This window comes from Bacteroidia bacterium (assembly GCA_040880525.1).
GTDB lineage: Bacteria > Bacteroidota > Bacteroidia > CAILMK01 > JBBDIG01 > JBBDIG01.
The window spans coordinates 19,935-36,280 of the sequence record JBBDIG010000017.1 but is presented as its reverse complement, the minus strand read 5'-3'; the positions used below and the strand labels follow the sequence as shown (position 1 = coordinate 36,280).

Below are 16,346 nucleotides of genomic sequence, written 5' to 3'. Positions count from 1 at the left end.
TGTTTTCATCGGTGTTTTATTTTCTGAGACATTTGTCTGTTCATTTGTTGCGGTGTCTGTCATTTTTCAAAGCATTTATAAAAATGTTTGTTCAAAGTAGGTCTGATTCATGTGTGCCTATCGTCATAGGGTTGCGGATAATACAAGTGAATATTCAGTTTGCCTGACCCGGATTTCTGTCCTGGATTCGCTGTCAAATGTAGCCGTTATCCTTTTATTAGCGGATTTTTATTGGTCTATAGGACTTTACTGCTTAAAATGCCTGCTACTTTGGATGATGTGTATCACAAGGCTCTGGACGGGTGGAGGCTTATCGTACTCTTTACCCCATCCCTCCCCCACAACCCCTATTTTTGCCGCTTCAAAAAAATCCTGACCCAATATGCCGATCAGCAAAACGTATGAGCCGAACGAGATAGAGGAGAAGTGGTACCGGCAGTGGTTGGACAACAAGCTTTTCCACTCGGAGCCTGATGCTCGTGAACCCTACACCATTGTGATTCCTCCGCCTAACGTGACGGGGAGCCTGCACATGGGCCACATGCTCAACAATACCATCCAGGATGTGCTGGTGCGCAGGGCGCGGATGCAGGGCTACAACGCCTGTTGGGTACCGGGCACTGACCACGCCTCCATTGCCACCGAAACTAAGGTGGTGAATATGCTGCGCGAAAAGGGCATCAGGAAGCAGGACGTGAGCCGTGAGGAATTTCTGGAACATGCCTGGGAATGGAAGGAGAAGTATGGCGGGATCATCCTGGAGCAGTTGAAGAAGCTTGGTGCTTCCTGCGATTGGGACCGTACGCGGTTTACGATGGAGGAAAAGCTGTCAGCATCGGTGACGAAGGTATTTGTGGACTTGCACAACAAGGGGCTTATATACCGCGGCTACAGGATGGTGAATTGGGACCCGGCAGGAAAAACTGCCTTGAGCGATGAAGAGGTTATTCACCGCGAGGAGCAGTCCCATCTCTACTACCTGGATTATGCAATAAAGGACAGCGACCGGAAAATCACGATTGCCACCACACGCCCGGAATCCATCCTGGGCGATTCGGCTATATGTGTGCATCCGGATGACGATCGCTACAGAGACCTGGTGGGGCAAAAGGCGCTGGTTCCGCTCATAAACCGCGAGGTGCCCATTATTGCCGATGAATACGTGACAATGGAATTTGGTACCGGTGCGCTAAAAGTAACGCCCGCACACGACCTGAACGATTATGAGCTGGGCCTGAAGCATAAGCTGGAATTTATTGACATCCTTAACGAGGATGCCACCATGAATGAAAAGGCGCAGCTATACATTGGCGAAGATCGCTTTGCCGTGCGGAAAAAGATTGTTGCGGAACTGAAGGAGAAAGGTTTCCTGCAAAAGGTGGAGCAGATTACCAATAACGTTGGCTACAGCGAGCGCACCAATGTGGTGATAGAACCGCGCCTTTCGTTGCAATGGTTCGTAACCATGAAGGACCTGGCAACACCGGCACTCGCAGCCGTAGCGGATGGCAGTGTGCTGTTTTTTCCTTCAAAATTCAAAAATACTTACCGCCATTGGATGGCAATTATTAAGGACTGGTGCATCAGCCGCCAGCTTTGGTGGGGCCAGCGCATCCCGGCCTGGTTCATTAGCGATGATGAATATTTTGTGGCCGAAAATGCAGAAGAAGCCCTGAAACTAGCCCAAGAGAAAACGGGAAACGCTGCACTCCGCCTGGAGGATTTGCGGCAGGAGGAAGCTGTGGTGGATACCTGGTTCAGTTCGTGGCTGTGGCCCATCTCGGTTTTCGATGGCATTCTCAACCCTGACAACGAGGATATTCGCTACTATTATCCTACAAACACTTTGGTAACGGCTCCGGACATTATCTTCTTCTGGGTGGCGAGGATGATCATGGCGGGCTACGAATTCCGGAATACGAAACCGTTTGAGCGGGTATACTTTACGGGAATTGTCCGCGACAGCCAGGGCCGGAAAATGAGCAAGCAACTTGGCAACAGCCCCGATCCACTGGACCTGATAAAGCAATACGGAGCCGATGCAATGCGTACGGGTGTATTATTTTCTGCACCTGCCGGCAACGATCTGCTATTCGACATGGAGCAGGTGAGGCAGGGCCGCAATTTTTGCAATAAAATATGGAATGTATTGCGGCTCGTAAAAGGCTGGGAGGACGATGGCCGCGTTTCGGATGCGCTGGAAAACAGTGCACTTGCGCCCATCAACTGGTTCCAGGCCCGGCTGGACAAAGTGGTACGCGACACGCAGCAGAAGTACGATGAATTCCGCATTAGCGAGGTATTGATTGATATTTATAAGCTCATCTGGGACGACTTCTGCTCCTGGTACCTGGAAATGGTGAAGCCGGGAAAGGACGAGCAAATTTGCAAACCGGTATACGAACAGACGCTGGATTTCTTCGAGATGCTGATGAAGCTGATCCATCCTTTCATGCCATTTATTTCTGAAGAAATTTATCATACGCTCCGCGAACGCAGGGAGCAGAATTTCCTTTCGGTGGCCGAATATCCAAAGCTCAGGGAAGTGGACGAGCCGTTGCTCAGAGAGACGGAAAAGGTAATGGAGCTGATTTCCCAGATACGGAACATCCGCAATGAATTTGGCATAGCCGGTACCGAAAAGCTGACTTTACTGGTGAAGCAGGATCAGGGCAAGGTTTACAACCGTTTTAATGTTGAAATCATAAAACTGTGCAAACTGGAGGAAATACGCGAAACACCATCGGCCCCGGAAAATGCTATTTCATTTATGATTAGAACGGATGAATTTTACATTCCACGAACTGGTGCTTTTGATACTGAGGCGGAAAAGGCGAAGCTGAATGAGGAGTTGAAATACCAGCGCGGGTTCTTGCAATCGGTCATGAAAAAGCTGGAAAATGAGCGCTTCGTGAATAATGCCCCAGCCCAGGTATTGGAAAATGAAAAGCAAAAACAAGCGGATGCTGAGGCGAAGATTAAGAGTTTGGAGGAAAGTCTAAAGAGGTTGTAGCGTTTTGGGTTCTGGGTTCTGGGTTCAACGTTCTGGGTTCAACGTTCGGGGTTCAGGGTTCAACGTTCGGGGTTCTGGGGTCAACGTTCAGGGTTCTGGGTTCGAGGTTTAGGCTGTAAAAATCATGATATAATAAATTGAATTATGAGTTTGGATAAATTGACACGGTTTGAGGATTTTCGGATTTGGCAACAAGCCCGGAACATAGCAAAGATTATTTATGAATTTACCAAGCGTGAAGCATGGTTTCGGGATTATAGGTTTCAAGGACAGGCGAGGGCATCAGCAGGTTCCATCATGGATAATTTTGCCGAGGGATTTGAACGTGGAGGAAATAAGGAATTTTCCAACTTCCTAAGTATTTCAAAGGCTTCTGCCGGAGAATTGAAATCACAACTGTACCGGGCCTTAGATCAAAACTATATTTCTAAAGAGGAATTCGAAAGCACCTATGAACTCCTCGATCAGTGCATCAGGCAAATAGGAAAACTTATTAGTTACTTGAATCAGTCTTCTTTTAAAGGTTCAAAATTTAACAATCGTGTTTCAGATCCAGAAGTCCTGTATGCTAAAGAAATAATGAAATTCCCCAACGAATTTCTCATTGCACCCCACGATGAATCTGTTTGACCCTAAATTGAATTTACAAGGATTAAACCTAACACCACTCAATAAAATATGGAACCAGAAACACACAACCCAAAACCCGGAACATCGAACCCGGAACCCGTAACCCAGAACCCAGAACGAATTCTGATAGTCGACTTCGGATCACAATACACCCAGCTCATTGCACGCAAAGTCCGGGAGCTGAATGTCTATTGCGAGATCTACCCCTTCAATCACCTGCCTGAGTGGGGCGCGGAAGTTAAAGGCATCATCCTCAGTGGCAGCCCCGCTTCTGTGAAGGACCCGCAATCACCACGTGTGGATTTGCAAAAAGTGCTGGGCGGGACTCCAGTACTTGGTGTGTGCTACGGAGCACAGCTTATTGCAATAAATGAGGGCGGGGAAGTAGAGGCCAGCAACATCCGTGAATATGGCCGCGCCAACCTGCAATATGCTGATCCCGATTCCAAGCTGATGAAAGACATTCCGCAGCACTCGCAAGTGTGGATGAGCCACGGGGACACAATCCTTAAGGTGCCGGAAAACTATGAGATTATCGCCAGCACGGAGACGGTTCAGGTCGCAGCATTTCACTCCACTGACAAGCCAATATACGGGCTGCAGTTCCATCCTGAAGTTTATCATTCCACTGACGGGCTGCTTCTGCTCAGGAATTTCCTTGTGGACATCTGCGGGTGCAGCCAGGACTGGACACCAGCCCACTTTGTGGATGCCACAGTGCAGGAGATCAGGGACGCGGTGGGCGATGAGGGCAAAGTAGTGATGGGCCTCTCAGGCGGGGTAGACAGCACCGTAGCCGCCAGCCTGATAGACCGCGCCATTGGCGACCGCCTCTTCTGCATTTTCGTGGACAATGGCCTGCTGCGCAAAGATGAATTTGAGGAAGTGCTGCACAGCTACCGGGATATGGGACTGAACATCAAAGGCGTGGATGCAAAGCAGGAATTTTATGATGCGCTGGCTGGAATCTCTGATCCTGAGGAAAAGCGCAAAGCCATAGGCCGCACCTTCATCGAGGTGTTCGACCGTGAGGCCCATCGGATACAGGACGTGAAATGGCTTGGGCAGGGCACCATCTATCCTGATGTGATTGAGTCGGTGAGCGTGAAAGGGCCTTCGGCTACAATTAAGAGCCACCACAATGTAGGCGGGCTGCCGGAAAAAATGCATTTGAAAACATTAGAGCCCCTCAATACGCTTTTCAAGGACGAAGTGCGCAGGGTAGGGAAGGAGCTTGAAATTCCGCAGAATATTCTGAACCGGCACCCATTTCCGGGACCAGGGCTGGCCATTCGTATTTTGGGCGATATTACTGCCGAAAAGGTGAAGGTGCTTCAGGAAGCCGACCATATTTTTATCAGTGGATTAAAGCGTGAAGGATTTTATGATGAAGTATGGCAGGCGGGGACAATTCTGCTTCCCGTGCGGTCAGTAGGCGTGATGGGCGATGAGCGTACTTACGAAAATGTAGTTTGCCTGCGGGCCGTATATTCGACTGATGGAATGACGGCTGACTGGGCTCATTTGCCGCATGATTTTTTGAGCAAAATTTCCAATCAGATCATTAATAAGATAAAAGGTATAAACAGGGTAGTATATGATATTTCCTCAAAACCTCCGGCTACCATTGAGTGGGAGTAAGTTCCGGCTTTTAGTACTGATGCTGCTGACGTTCACGTTTTCCTCATGTTTTCTTTTTGAGAAAACGGAGAGGGCGGACAAACCGGCAGAAGAAGACCCTACGGCTAAAGATGATCCTGATGTGCGCGAGGTGACTCCTGACAATGTGATAGATACGCTTGACCTGCTCTATCCGCGCGTGATGAAAAACAAATACAGCATTGCGATGCTGCTGCCCCTTCATCTGGACTGGCAGGAACGCGAGGTGGGCCGCAATAACGCCATTTCCAGAATTGCCAGCGAATATTATTGGGGCGCACTCCTGGCGCTGGACACGCTGAAGGCCTGCGGGATAGATTTCGATTTGCACGTACATGATACTAAAGATGATACGCTCGAAATAGTCAAACTGCTCAGGCAAATGTCAGGTAAGGAAACTGATCTGATCATCGGTCCTATGATCAGGAACCATGTAAAAATGGTCTATGAATTTTCGGCTCTGAAGCGCATCCCGTTTGTCTCGCCTTTTTATGATGTGGCAGACAGCGGCAGTACAAATCACTACTTTCTCCTTTCCGTACCGCAACAGGAGGATTATGGACGGGTGCTGGGGAATTATCTCAATAAGACCCTTTTTGGACAGAAGCTCTATATTGTCAGGGAACCGCTGCTGGATCAAAAAGCCATTGCGGATAAATTGCGGCAGCATCTTGATACGGCCATCGCCAACAACATCGTGGAGAAAAGCGGCAGCATCAGCAACATCAAGTTTAGCAATGAAGATTTTGAAGAGGATATGATCATTTTCGTACCTACCGATGATGAGCTTTTTGTAAATTCTTTGTTTAATAAAATTGCAGGCCGTGGAAATAAAATAACTGTTGTTGGCCTTAATAACTGGCTCAGCTTTCAGACTTTTGACCCGAGGGTATGGAGCTACGGAAACGTGCATATTCTCACCTCATTTTATGTGGATTATGAGGATAAGAATGTCGTGGATTTTGTATTGAAATACCGGGAGCAATACAAGCAGGAACCACGGGATTTTGCTTTTCGGGGATATGACGATATGCTGCTCTACGCTTCACGGCTGGTGCAGGATGGAAAGTATTTTCAGCGCTATATTGATGGCCAAACTTTTCCGCTTCTGCACAGCAAATATCAAATGGAAAAGGATTCAGCAACAGGTGGATATTATAATCATTACCTGCATCTCCTTAAGTACGAGGACGATGAACTCACCAGAGTGAAGTTTTAATTACCTGTTTTATATTTTAATAAATTAATTAAGTGAAACAACAAGTACAGCTAAATTATGCCCTGCAAATCCTGGAAACGTACAGTCCTCCTGCGCCTTTTCATGTACACCTGAAGCAATTTTTCCGAAAACATAAACAGTTTGGCAGCCGCGACAGGCGGTTGTATTCTTCCCTTTGTTACCACTATTTCCGAACCGGCCACAGCCTGGATCATCTTCCGGCCAGGGAAGCGTTGGTGTATGCACATTTCCTGGTATCCTCGCAGGCTGATCCGTTTCTCGATTTTTGGCTTCGCGAATTTTCACAGCTTCAACCTGACGATGTGCAATTGCCTTTAGCCGAAAAATCGGCTTTGCTGGAAAAGCATGTGGATTTTAATTTGGAGCACATTTTTCCATATACCGATGAGTTGATGGAAGAAATTGATGCTGCGGCATTTATCAGGTCCCTGCTGGTACAACCCTGGGTCTGGATCAGGATCAGGAAGGAAGAAAAAAAGGTACGGGAGGAAATTGTGGAAAAGGGCTGGGAACCCATGGTAGACGAAGGACAGATGATGGCATTTCCGCAGGATCTTCCGCTCACGCAGCTTAAAAGTTATGGCCAGGGTTGGTTTGATATTCAGGATCGCTCCTCGCAAATGACCGCCAAAATGTTCAATCCCAAGCCGGGCGAATTCTGGTGGGACTGCTGCGCTGGTTCTGGCGGCAAAAGTCTCTTGATCTGGGATATGCAACCGGATATTCACCTCTATGCCACCGACATCCGTGAAAATATTCTGAGCAATTACAAAACACGAATGATGAAGGCAGGCGTGAAACCTGAGAAAGTTCTGGAGGCCGATCTGACAAAGGATGAAGAAATTGCGCTGCCAAAGTTTGACGGGATCATCCTGGATGCACCCTGCACAGGTTCCGGCACCTGGGCCCGCAATTCGGAGCGGCTGCGCTATTTTGAGTTAAATGAAATAGAGCAATACGCTAAACTTCAGCAAAAACTCCTTGAGCGCGTGCAGCAATTTCTCAATCCCGGCAAACCCATTATTTATATTACCTGCTCGGTATTTAAAAAAGAAAATTCAGAAGTAATTGGGGCAGCCGGGCCCAGCCTTACCGAAGAATCCCGAAAAGCATTTCCCGGCTATGATAAAAGAAGCGATTCACTTTTTGCCTCAAGATTATCCACCCCCTAAATACAGCTCACGAACTAAACACGAAACGCTGAACACGGAACACAGAACGCTGAACGCTGAACACAGCACACCACTCACTGCTCCAGGCTCGCCTTCAAAGCATCCATCAGGCTTTTTCCTTTCCCTGTGCTCTCGGCCTTTGGCTCCTCAATGTAGGTCTTTTCCTTTTTCTCCATCATTTTCTTAAGCTGCTCGGCAAATGTGTCTTTGAATTTCTCTACATGAAATTCTTCTTCGTAAAGTTGGTTTACAAGCGAAATAGCCAGTTCAAGTTCCTTTTTATTGAGTCGCGGTGGTTCTTCCAGTTGCTTAATGTCATTTACATCCCGCACTTCATATTTATAATTAAGGGTGCTGAGAATAAGACCATTGTCAAAATCACGAATGGCGGAGATGTATTCTTTCTCACGCATTACGAAACGGCCAATCGCTACTTTATCACTGGTTTTTAAAACTTCTTTAAAAAGAAAATATGCCTTTTCCTTAGCTTTTGCCGGGGCAATAAAATAGGGTTTGTTGTAATAAATAGGATCAATTTCCTTCAGGTCAACAAATTCTTCAATTTCAATTTGATCACTTTTCTCCGGTTTTATTTTTTCCAGTTCTTCTTTTGTAAAAACCAGGAATTCACCCTTGGCAATTTCCAGCCCTTTTACGGTGTCGTCCCATGCCACGTCTTCTTCACAGCCGGGGCAGTGGCGCTTATATTTAACCGGTGTATGGCATTTTTTGCACAGCAGCCTGAATCCCATAGATTGGTGGCTCACGGCTGAATATAGTTTTACAGGAATATTTACCAGGCCAAAGGCAATGCTTCCACTCCAGATTGCTCTCATAATTTTTTCAACTTAACATTGTAGTTGAATAACAAAATCCTGATGGGCCTGTTCTGGGCAGATATTGCCGGAAATGAAATTCTTTCTTTTAACCACATGAACCTGACAAATTATGTTTCCGATCGGAGATGATCACATCAAAGGCTCGCGGACGCCTTTTCTGAACTGGATATTTATAGTACTCAATGTTCTGGGCTTTGTGTATGAACTCGGCCTGACGGAGCAAGAGCTCGCGGTTTTTTTTACGAACTATGGAGTCATCCCGGTGGAAATCCTCCAGGGCCAGAATCTCTTGTCGCTCTTTACCTCCATGTTTCTGCACGGAGGCTGGATGCATCTCATCGGCAACATGCTGTTTCTCTGGGTTTTTGGCGATAACATCGAACACGAATTTGGCCACCTGAAATACCTGCTTTTCTATCTGGCAGGCGGACTTGCAGCTTCGGCTGCACATATTTATTTCAATATGGAGAGCGTTGTGCCCAGCATTGGGGCCAGCGGAGCCATCTCGGCCGTATTGGGTGCTTACCTTGTACTACACCCTAAGAACAAGGTTAGGGTGCTTGTCTTTCTCGGCTTTTTCATCACCACCTGGCGGGTGAATGCCTTTTTCTTTCTCGGCATCTGGATCGTGCAGCAGGTCATCAGCGGAGTGGCCAGCATTTCCATAGATACGGCCCAGACGAGTGGAGTGGCCTGGTGGGCGCATATAGGCGGATTTGTATTCGGAGTAGCCGGAGGTTTTTTCAGACGGCTGATCCGGTAGTGAAATCAATAAAAGCGCTCAGATCAGTCCGAACTGACTGAAATGATGCATTATATGATTGTGATGAAACAGCAGCCACTCTTCAAGCGTGAGGGCGCCAAATAATGGATGTACAGGCATTGCCCCTGAATGTTCGCGCATAAAAGCCTTCATATCCTCAAGTTCGTTCAGCAGTTTGTTCCTGGCATCCTCAAACGAAGGATAGTGTGCCGGGCGTGGTTTGGCAGGCATCAGCGGATTATGCATATTGCGCTCAAAGAGCCTGTCAGAGAGCAGCAATTCTTTTTTCTTCTCTGCCTCCTCCTGCGAAATTCCCAGGCCAGGGTCAAGCTTGCCATTGGCAATTTTCACGGTGAGGATGATGTGCTCCAGCATCTGCTGTGCATTCATCTGACCCCAGCGGGCGGGGGTGTCCTTCTCAAGCTTCTCCAAAAGTGAAGGCGCTTTCATTAAAACGAATTCGGCATGTTCATTCATCGGGCAGGTTTTGAGGAATTAAGAACATGGATATAGGCAAAGGGTTTATTTATCGATTTTGCTATTTTAAAATTTTAGCCACTAAGGCACAAAGGACACTAAGGAGCACTAAGGTTTGATTAAATGCTTAGACACAAAGACACGAAAAACACTAAGGGGCACGAAGTTTTGTTTTTTAAAATTGCCACAAAGGCACTAAGAACACTAAGGAGCACAAAGTTTTTGTTTTTTAAATTAGACACAAAGGCACGAAGAACACAAAGGGGCACTAAGTTTTGCTTTTAAATTAGACACGAAGGCGCGAAGAACACTAAGGGGCACCAAGGTTTTGTTTATAGAATTTTGAGAATTATTTCGAATTAATAAAAGTTAAACCAAGCGATTCTTTACTCCGCATTCAGTGCCCGGATTGCTTCCTTAAGTTCATCTGGATCATGTGGTGGATTGGGGTCGGCAATTTTGCCGTGTTTGTTGATGAGGAAGGTTTTGGGAATTCCTGAGATATTATATGCTTCTGCAATTGGCGATTTAATCCCTGACACCCTCAGGTGTATTCCTTCAATTTCCAACATCTCCACTGAATTTCGCCATTGCGCCTCATTTTCATCTATTGATACATATACGAAAACAACATCCTCCTTCAGCAATTCTTCCTTGTGCATTCTGAAGTTGCTCATATCCATAATACAGGGTGCGCACCAGGAAGCCCAAAAATCCAGCACTACAGTTTTGCCGGCATAAGCAGATAAATCGAAAGTGTCGTTATTTATTGTCGATGCTACAATGGCTGGTGGAACATTGCCCGGCTTCAACATCACCACCTTACGGTAATTCTTTCGTGCCCTTTCAGCATAAGGCGTTCCTGCACAATCCTTCAGCAATTTTTGGTAGCGCAATTGAATGGATTCGTGAGGTGTTTTTTGTAACGCCAGTTCTACAAGCCTGGTCTTTTGATAGCAGGCAATTTCTCCCGTAAAAACGGAATCAGTAATATCGAAAAGTATGGGATATAGGGAATCCTGATTATATTCAAAACCTTTTCTCTTCTGCTCTGACAGTATATAATTCCATACGTAATAGCCAGTAAAGGAGCGATATTCCGGAATATCCAAGTCTTCAGGATTTTCAATGAGGATGGTATCGAGGAACGAATAATAATCCGAATCCACAATGCCAGAGTCTGTCTTCATTCCTAAATTGTAGGCATGAAACATCGGATAAAGAATCCTTTTCGTGGCAATTGAATATAATATTTCCTGATATATATAATTTTTGAAGGAAGGATGGACATTCGAAGGCAACCAAATTTTATGATACCGGTCCAACCGAAACTGGTCGTATCTACCCCAACATTCCGAATGAAGATTAGGAAGCTCTCTTGGAGAACAATAATTTTTTAATAAAAATGCTGATCTTTCCTGTTCTTCCTCCTTCAGCAACTGACATCCCAAAGCTTCGCCTCCTTTAAAATGTACTATAAGACTGTCAGAGTCTATGATGTCGAATTCAACAGATAAAGTATCCCCTGGAACTAAAAATAGGGATGCGGATTTTTCAGGGCCTATAATAATGAATGCCCTAACCGCGCTGGAATGATTGAACTCAAAGTAGAAGGAGCCATCCATATCAACGGCTGATTTCAATACCTCTTGTTCATAACCGGATTCCGGTAAGGCAAAATATAGCTTCACATTTGCCTTATAGGGGCTGGTGCCTTTCACAATCGTGGCAGATGCAATAAACGGTGTAAAGCCAAAGAGAAGCAGGAAAATTAAATTGGAGAAATTCATGATACTGAAATGTTTTAATTCGCCTCGGTTGCGCCAAAGGTATAGAATCCAACTTAAAATTTAGACACAAAGACACGAAGAACACAAAGGGACACAAAGTTTTTTAATAATTTATAATCCAAAATTTATAATTCAAAATTAAAAAAGTACTGGCTTATTTAAAATTGATATGCCAATCCTACAATTGCATAAGCTGCATTGGTACGTTTGGGAAAATGCTCAGATCCATATATTTGATAAAGACCAAGATTGTCCCTTACTTCCAAACTTAGAAAGAATAGCTCGCCAAGTTGTGTTCCGACACCTATCCCTCCCGCAATACCGAGATCCAGCCTTTTGTAATTCTCCGTCCTATCAACCCGCATTTCAGGTTGATGTCGCCACGGTTTCAGAACCATAACCTGATTTAACAGAAATGCTACATAAGGGCCAGCGTTTATGAAAAACTTGAATTTATTTCCAAAAGAAAGGTGGCCCAATAGGGGTATACTGCTATAATAAAAATTATTATGAATCTTTGACTTGCCTGCCGGCCTTCCAAATTGGTCTGTCATAGAGAACTCAGCGTATGTCCCCTTCCTCTCTAAAGCCAATCCTGTCTTGAGCGAAAAATGCCTGGAAACGTTATACTGAACTGCAACTCCGCAGTAGTAGGCCAGCGCTGGATTATAGGGATCCCAGAATGTGTCTCCTCTCATTGAAGAAATGCCAGGCCCGCCTTCCACGCCAATTTGCCATTTGTGTGACTGCGCAGAAGCGGTGACAGAGAAAAAGGCGAGAGCAAAAAGGGTAGTGAATACTATGTTTCTTATTTTCATAGTCGGCAAAGCTTTAATTAGAAATCAAAAGTACTGGTTTTTTGCCGCAAAGGCACGAAGGACACTAAGGTTTGATTAAACGCTTAGACACAAAGAAACGAAGAACACTAAGTAACACAAAGTTTTTTAATAATTAATAATTAATAATTTATAATTAAAAAGTTTTTTTCCACAAAGACCCGAAAAACACAAATGAGCACAAAGATTTTTTATTAAATTTTATAAACGTCAGTCTTAATACCAATTACCACGTACTGGCTAATTCACAAAGAATTACAAAGCAAAAACTTAGTGTGTCTTTGTGTCCTGGTGACTTAGTGTCTGTGAATTTTGGTTAATTTCACTATTTTTATTTGACATTTAGCACTCAATATTTAACATTAAAACTTATGTCTGAAGCACCCCCAAATTAAACTTCTTCTCAATCGGAGAATGGTTGGCGGCTTCTATGCCCATCGAAATCACCTTGCGTGTTTCCACCGGGTTGATGATGGCATCTACCCAAAGGCGGGCGGCTGCGTAATAGGGGGTGGTTTGTCTTTCGTAGCGGTTCTTCATTTCGTCCAATAGCTCTTTCTCTTTTTCAGGGGTGATGACTTCTCCCCTGGACTTTAGGGAGGCTACCTCTATTTGCAGCAATACCTTGGCGGCCTGTTCGCCTCCCATTACTGCGATTTTGGCGGTGGGCCAGGCCACGATAAGGCGCGGGTCGTAGGCTTTGCCGCACATGGCGTAGTTTCCGGCCCCGTAGGAATTGCCGGTAATGATGGTGAACTTTGGCACCACGGAATTCGCAACGGCATTCACCAGCTTCGCCCCGTCTTTTATTATGCCGCCCTGCTCAGAGCGCGAGCCGACCATAAAGCCGGTGACATCCTGCAAAAAGACCAGAGGGATTTTCTTTTGGTTGCAGATCATGATAAATCGCGCGGCCTTGTCAGCCGAATCAGAATAAATGACGCCACCGAACTGCATTTCGCCCTTTTTGGTCTTCACCACTTTGCGCTGGTTGGCTACGATGCCCACGCTCCAGCCGTCAATGCGCCCGTAGCCACACACGATGGATTTGCCGTATCCTTCCTTGTATTGCTGAAACTCAGAATCATCTACCAGGCGGTCAATGATCTCCATTACGTTATAAGGTTTGCTGGAAGAGAAATGACCGAAAATCTCCTTTACATCTTTTTTAGGTGCCTTCGGTGCTTCCCGGTTGAAACCTGCCTTGTCATAATTTCCCAGCTTGTCCATGAGCTTGCGGATTGCATCCAGGCAGCTTGGGTCGTCATCAAATTTATAGTCTGTAACGCCCGAAATTTCGCTGTGGGTTGTGGCCCCGCCCAGGGTCTCGCTGTCTACGTCCTCACCAATGGCAGCCTTTACCAGGTAAGGCCCGGCCAGGAAAATAGAGCCTGTGCCATCCACGATCATCGCCTCGTCTGACATGATCGGGAGGTAGGCGCCACCGGCTACGCAACTGCCCATTACCGCAGAGATCTGAATAATGCCCATGCTGCTCATCACCGCGTTGTTGCGGAACATGCGTCCAAAGTGTTCCTTGTCCGGGAAAATCTCATCCTGCATCGGAAGGAAAACGCCTGCGCTGTCCACCAGGTAAATGATGGGCAGCCGGTTCTCGATGGCAATTTCCTGTGCCCGCAGGTTTTTCTTGGCCGTAATGGGAAACCATGCCCCAGCCTTCACTGTGGCATCATTGGCTACCACGATGCACTGCCGCCCCGATACATAACCGATCATCACCACAACGCCACCTGCCGGGCAGCCGCCATATTCCCTGTACATCTCATGGCCGGCAAATGCCCCAATCTCGATCCGCTCGGTGCCCTTATCAAGGAGGTATTCCACGCGCTCGCGGGCCAGCATTTTGCCCTGTGCCTTTTGCTTCTGTTGCCTCTTTTCCCCGCCACCTTCATGGATTTTTCGCAGCAATTGCTCAGTTTTGCTCAACAGCAGCTTATTCTGGTCTTCGTTCGTATTATACTCCAGGTTCATATCTTTGATTCTTTGAGAGTGCAAGTTTAGGGATTTGTGAGGGGAGGTGGGGGAGTTGCCAAAGGCTTTATTAAGATTAAAAGACATGCTGAAATCAGTTTATTTGGAGACATCCGTTTTCGGAGGTTATTTTGATGAAAATTTTCCATAGACATAGTTTCCTTTTATGAGCGTTGATCAGAACACCTAATGAAATTGTTTAAGATGATTAGGACGAAAGTCAAAACTCATAAGGGTTGAGTGAAAAAACTCAGAGCCATCCGGGATAAGATAAATATTGACATCCAAAACATGACGCTTAAAGAAGAGAAGGAATACCTGAGAAAAATGAAGGAAGTTGAAAATTCCGGTGGGAAAAATCAGAAAGATTGCAAGAAGTAAAACTTATAGCCATCAGGACACAAAAAGCAATAAATGAATGGTTATAGAACCTTTAAAAAAATAGAACCACTATCATAATGAAATGGATAAAAAGTATAAAGGAAATAAATGACTATACCGTTACCTGTTTGTGGAATGACGGGGTGGTCAGAAAAATTGATTTAACTGAATTTATTATGGAAAAAGCTAAGAATCCTGAAAATTCTTATGCTCAATTAGCGGATAAGAAGCGATTTGCTGAAGTAAAATGTGACGGCTCAACGTTGTATTGGGAAAAGGGATTGGAGTTTAAAGACTATGATGGAAAAATCAAAAAAGGTCCTTTGGATATTGCCCATGAAGTTTTATTTGAATTAACGGTGGCCGGGAAAAGAATAAGACCAGAACGAAACACCATCAATCACGAATGAACGCAGCCTTAATTGAAATGAGCACAGGTGAGGAGAAAGTTATTAATTTATCGGAAAAGCAAATTGCTGATATCAAGCGTGTGCTTAAAGATGTCCAAAATGCTAAATTTAAAACCCATGAAGAGCACAAAAAAGCAATGGCGCAATTGTTAAGGGATTAATTATTTCTGAGTATAAAAACTATATCACTTCTTCTATTATGAAGAAGCCGTCATTTCCCTGTGGCTGGTAGAGCGGCATGAAAAGGCGGCCATCAATTTCTGCTTTAATTGCACCTTTTTGATTTCGAGCCAATATTTGTCCTGCCTTTATTTTTTCGAAATTCACATAGCCGGGTTCCATTTTAAATTGTTCATCAATATGAATAGAATATCGAAAGGCCATCCGGAAATTTTTCCTGCCTTCGGTCGTGGATTTGGAGAGCTCTTCATAAAATAATTGGTACCTCGGAATGTCATCATCACGCATCAGGCCGGCAGCACTAAGGGCGAGCCATATTATTGCTTCCTGGTTTTCGATGGATGAAAGCGCATCATGTTGCCCGGCCTCGTAGCATATTGCCGGATAACCCATTTCATTTATATGGTGGGTAAGCGTTCCGGTAAGTACACCCGGTTTATTCAGAATGGTGTATACCGGAAAGAGATTGGCCATTTTCCGGTTGATCGGGAGACTATCAATGCTGATGAAAGGCTGGCTCACGGAGGAGGTTGTATGCAGATCCAGGAAGTAGATCTTACGCTCGCCTGCTTCTTCAATTTCCTTGAGAATTATCTTATTAAGTTCAAAGAGTTCATGGGCTTCGGAAATGTCTTTCGCCACGGTTTCATGGTCTTTCATAATGGCGGCCACTTTATCATTTGTCCAAAGGCGGTTCAGGTCCATATCAATGTAGCGGTCTCCTTTTTCCAGGGCTCTCAGGTTACCGGCCAGGGCAATGAGCCGGCCCCGGAAGGGAAGTTGGAGCCGCTCCAGTTTGGTCAGCACTTTTTGCAAGGCACAAATCCCGGAGGTCTCATTGCCATGGATTCCGCCAAATACTACCAGGACCGGCCCCTCTTCAGTGCCGGTGTAGGAGCCTAATTCTCTGCGGGTTTCAAATTTTTCTTCGGTGGCTTTTATCAGTACTTCTACCATAACTTTA

At 45.6% G+C, this 16,346-nt stretch carries 15 protein-coding genes; 9 read left to right on the top strand and 6 right to left on the bottom strand.

Annotation, left to right across the window (positions count from 1 at the left end):
- The first annotated feature begins 382 nt into the window (after positions 1–382).
- From WD077_04135 to WD077_04115, 5 genes are all read left to right on the top strand, one after another.
- Positions 383–3,013, top strand: a complete 2,631-nt coding sequence (locus tag WD077_04135) for a valine--tRNA ligase (GenBank protein ID MEX0966403.1) — start codon at positions 383–385, stop codon at positions 3,011–3,013.
- 144 nt (positions 3,014–3,157) lie between these two features.
- Positions 3,158–3,643: a four helix bundle protein gene (locus tag WD077_04130; GenBank protein MEX0966402.1), complete on the top strand. Its 486-nt coding sequence runs from the start codon at positions 3,158–3,160 to the stop codon at positions 3,641–3,643.
- A 48-nt stretch (positions 3,644–3,691) separates the two neighbouring features.
- Positions 3,692–5,284: a glutamine-hydrolyzing GMP synthase gene (guaA, locus tag WD077_04125; GenBank protein ID MEX0966401.1), complete on the top strand. Its 1,593-nt coding sequence runs from the start codon at positions 3,692–3,694 to the stop codon at positions 5,282–5,284.
- The gene (locus WD077_04120; GenBank protein ID MEX0966400.1) at positions 5,241–6,521 is read left to right on the top strand and encodes an ABC transporter substrate-binding protein; all 1,281 of its coding nucleotides are present in this window, start codon (positions 5,241–5,243) and stop codon (positions 6,519–6,521) included. The genes guaA and WD077_04120 overlap by 44 nt, the downstream gene beginning before the upstream one ends.
- Positions 6,522–6,553: 32 nt before the next feature.
- Positions 6,554–7,714 (top strand): RsmB/NOP family class I SAM-dependent RNA methyltransferase, encoded by a 1,161-nt coding sequence (locus WD077_04115; protein MEX0966399.1) that lies wholly within the window; start codon positions 6,554–6,556, stop codon positions 7,712–7,714.
- 74 nt (positions 7,715–7,788) lie between these two features.
- Here the strand turns inward: WD077_04115 and WD077_04110 are convergent, their stop codons facing one another.
- A complete protein-coding gene (locus tag WD077_04110) occupies positions 7,789–8,550 on the bottom strand; it encodes a Ku protein (GenBank protein MEX0966398.1) in 762 nt (253 codons plus the stop codon).
- A 112-nt stretch (positions 8,551–8,662) separates the two neighbouring features.
- Here WD077_04110 and WD077_04105 point away from each other — a divergent pair, with 112 nt between their 5' ends.
- Positions 8,663–9,316, top strand: a complete 654-nt coding sequence (locus WD077_04105; protein ID MEX0966397.1) for a rhomboid family intramembrane serine protease — start codon at positions 8,663–8,665, stop codon at positions 9,314–9,316.
- 18 nt (positions 9,317–9,334) lie between these two features.
- Here the strand turns inward: WD077_04105 and WD077_04100 are convergent, their stop codons facing one another.
- The 4 genes from WD077_04100 to WD077_04085 form a co-directional block, all read right to left on the bottom strand.
- Positions 9,335–9,793, bottom strand: coding sequence for a DUF1569 domain-containing protein (locus tag WD077_04100; protein ID MEX0966396.1), 459 nt, complete (start codon positions 9,791–9,793; stop codon positions 9,335–9,337).
- 386 nt (positions 9,794–10,179) lie between these two features.
- Positions 10,180–11,583, bottom strand: coding sequence for a TlpA disulfide reductase family protein (locus WD077_04095; GenBank protein MEX0966395.1), 1,404 nt, complete (start codon positions 11,581–11,583; stop codon positions 10,180–10,182).
- A gap of 158 nt (positions 11,584–11,741) precedes the next feature.
- Positions 11,742–12,401, bottom strand: coding sequence for a porin family protein (locus WD077_04090; GenBank protein MEX0966394.1), 660 nt, complete (start codon positions 12,399–12,401; stop codon positions 11,742–11,744).
- 387 nt (positions 12,402–12,788) lie between these two features.
- Positions 12,789–14,411: an acyl-CoA carboxylase subunit beta gene (locus WD077_04085; protein ID MEX0966393.1), complete on the bottom strand. Its 1,623-nt coding sequence runs from the start codon at positions 14,409–14,411 to the stop codon at positions 12,789–12,791.
- 240 nt (positions 14,412–14,651) lie between these two features.
- Between WD077_04085 and WD077_04080 the strand changes: the two genes are divergently transcribed.
- The 3 genes from WD077_04080 (at position 14,652) to WD077_04070 (ending at position 15,363) form a co-directional block, all read left to right on the top strand.
- The gene (locus WD077_04080; protein MEX0966392.1) at positions 14,652–14,792 is read left to right on the top strand and encodes a hypothetical protein; all 141 of its coding nucleotides are present in this window, start codon (positions 14,652–14,654) and stop codon (positions 14,790–14,792) included.
- 77 nt (positions 14,793–14,869) lie between these two features.
- Positions 14,870–15,202, top strand: coding sequence for a hypothetical protein (locus WD077_04075; GenBank protein MEX0966391.1), 333 nt, complete (start codon positions 14,870–14,872; stop codon positions 15,200–15,202).
- Entirely contained in the window at positions 15,199–15,363 is a 165-nt protein-coding gene (locus WD077_04070; protein MEX0966390.1) for a hypothetical protein, read from the top strand. The genes WD077_04075 and WD077_04070 overlap by 4 nt, the downstream gene beginning before the upstream one ends.
- Positions 15,364–15,382: 19 nt before the next feature.
- On the opposite strand, the gene WD077_04065 is transcribed toward WD077_04070, so the two are convergent.
- Complete coding sequence (locus tag WD077_04065; protein ID MEX0966389.1) at positions 15,383–16,339, bottom strand: succinylglutamate desuccinylase/aspartoacylase family protein; 957 nt, start codon at positions 16,337–16,339, stop codon at positions 15,383–15,385.
- Positions 16,340–16,346: the final 7 nt, after the last annotated feature.

Excerpts from the sequence above, each read along its gene's own strand:
- WD077_04135 (MEX0966403.1), top strand. The coding sequence starts at position 383 with ATGCCGATCAGCAAAACGTATGAGCCGAACGAGATAGAGGAGAAGTGG.
- WD077_04130 (MEX0966402.1), top strand. The coding sequence starts at position 3,158 with ATGAGTTTGGATAAATTGACACGGTTTGAGGATTTTCGGATTTGGCAA.
- guaA (MEX0966401.1), top strand. The coding sequence starts at position 3,692 with ATGGAACCAGAAACACACAACCCAAAACCCGGAACATCGAACCCGGAA.
- WD077_04120 (MEX0966400.1), top strand. The coding sequence starts at position 5,241 with ATGATATTTCCTCAAAACCTCCGGCTACCATTGAGTGGGAGTAAGTTC.
- WD077_04110 (MEX0966398.1), bottom strand. The coding sequence starts at position 8,550 with ATGAGAGCAATCTGGAGTGGAAGCATTGCCTTTGGCCTGGTAAATATT.
- WD077_04105 (MEX0966397.1), top strand. The coding sequence starts at position 8,663 with ATGTTTCCGATCGGAGATGATCACATCAAAGGCTCGCGGACGCCTTTT.
- WD077_04100 (MEX0966396.1), bottom strand. The coding sequence starts at position 9,793 with ATGAATGAACATGCCGAATTCGTTTTAATGAAAGCGCCTTCACTTTTG.
- WD077_04095 (MEX0966395.1), bottom strand. The coding sequence starts at position 11,583 with ATGAATTTCTCCAATTTAATTTTCCTGCTTCTCTTTGGCTTTACACCG.
- WD077_04090 (MEX0966394.1), bottom strand. The coding sequence starts at position 12,401 with ATGAAAATAAGAAACATAGTATTCACTACCCTTTTTGCTCTCGCCTTT.
- WD077_04085 (MEX0966393.1), bottom strand. The coding sequence starts at position 14,411 with ATGAACCTGGAGTATAATACGAACGAAGACCAGAATAAGCTGCTGTTG.
- WD077_04075 (MEX0966391.1), top strand. The coding sequence starts at position 14,870 with ATGAAATGGATAAAAAGTATAAAGGAAATAAATGACTATACCGTTACC.
- WD077_04070 (MEX0966390.1), top strand. The coding sequence starts at position 15,199 with ATGAACGCAGCCTTAATTGAAATGAGCACAGGTGAGGAGAAAGTTATT.
- WD077_04065 (MEX0966389.1), bottom strand. The coding sequence starts at position 16,339 with ATGGTAGAAGTACTGATAAAAGCCACCGAAGAAAAATTTGAAACCCGC.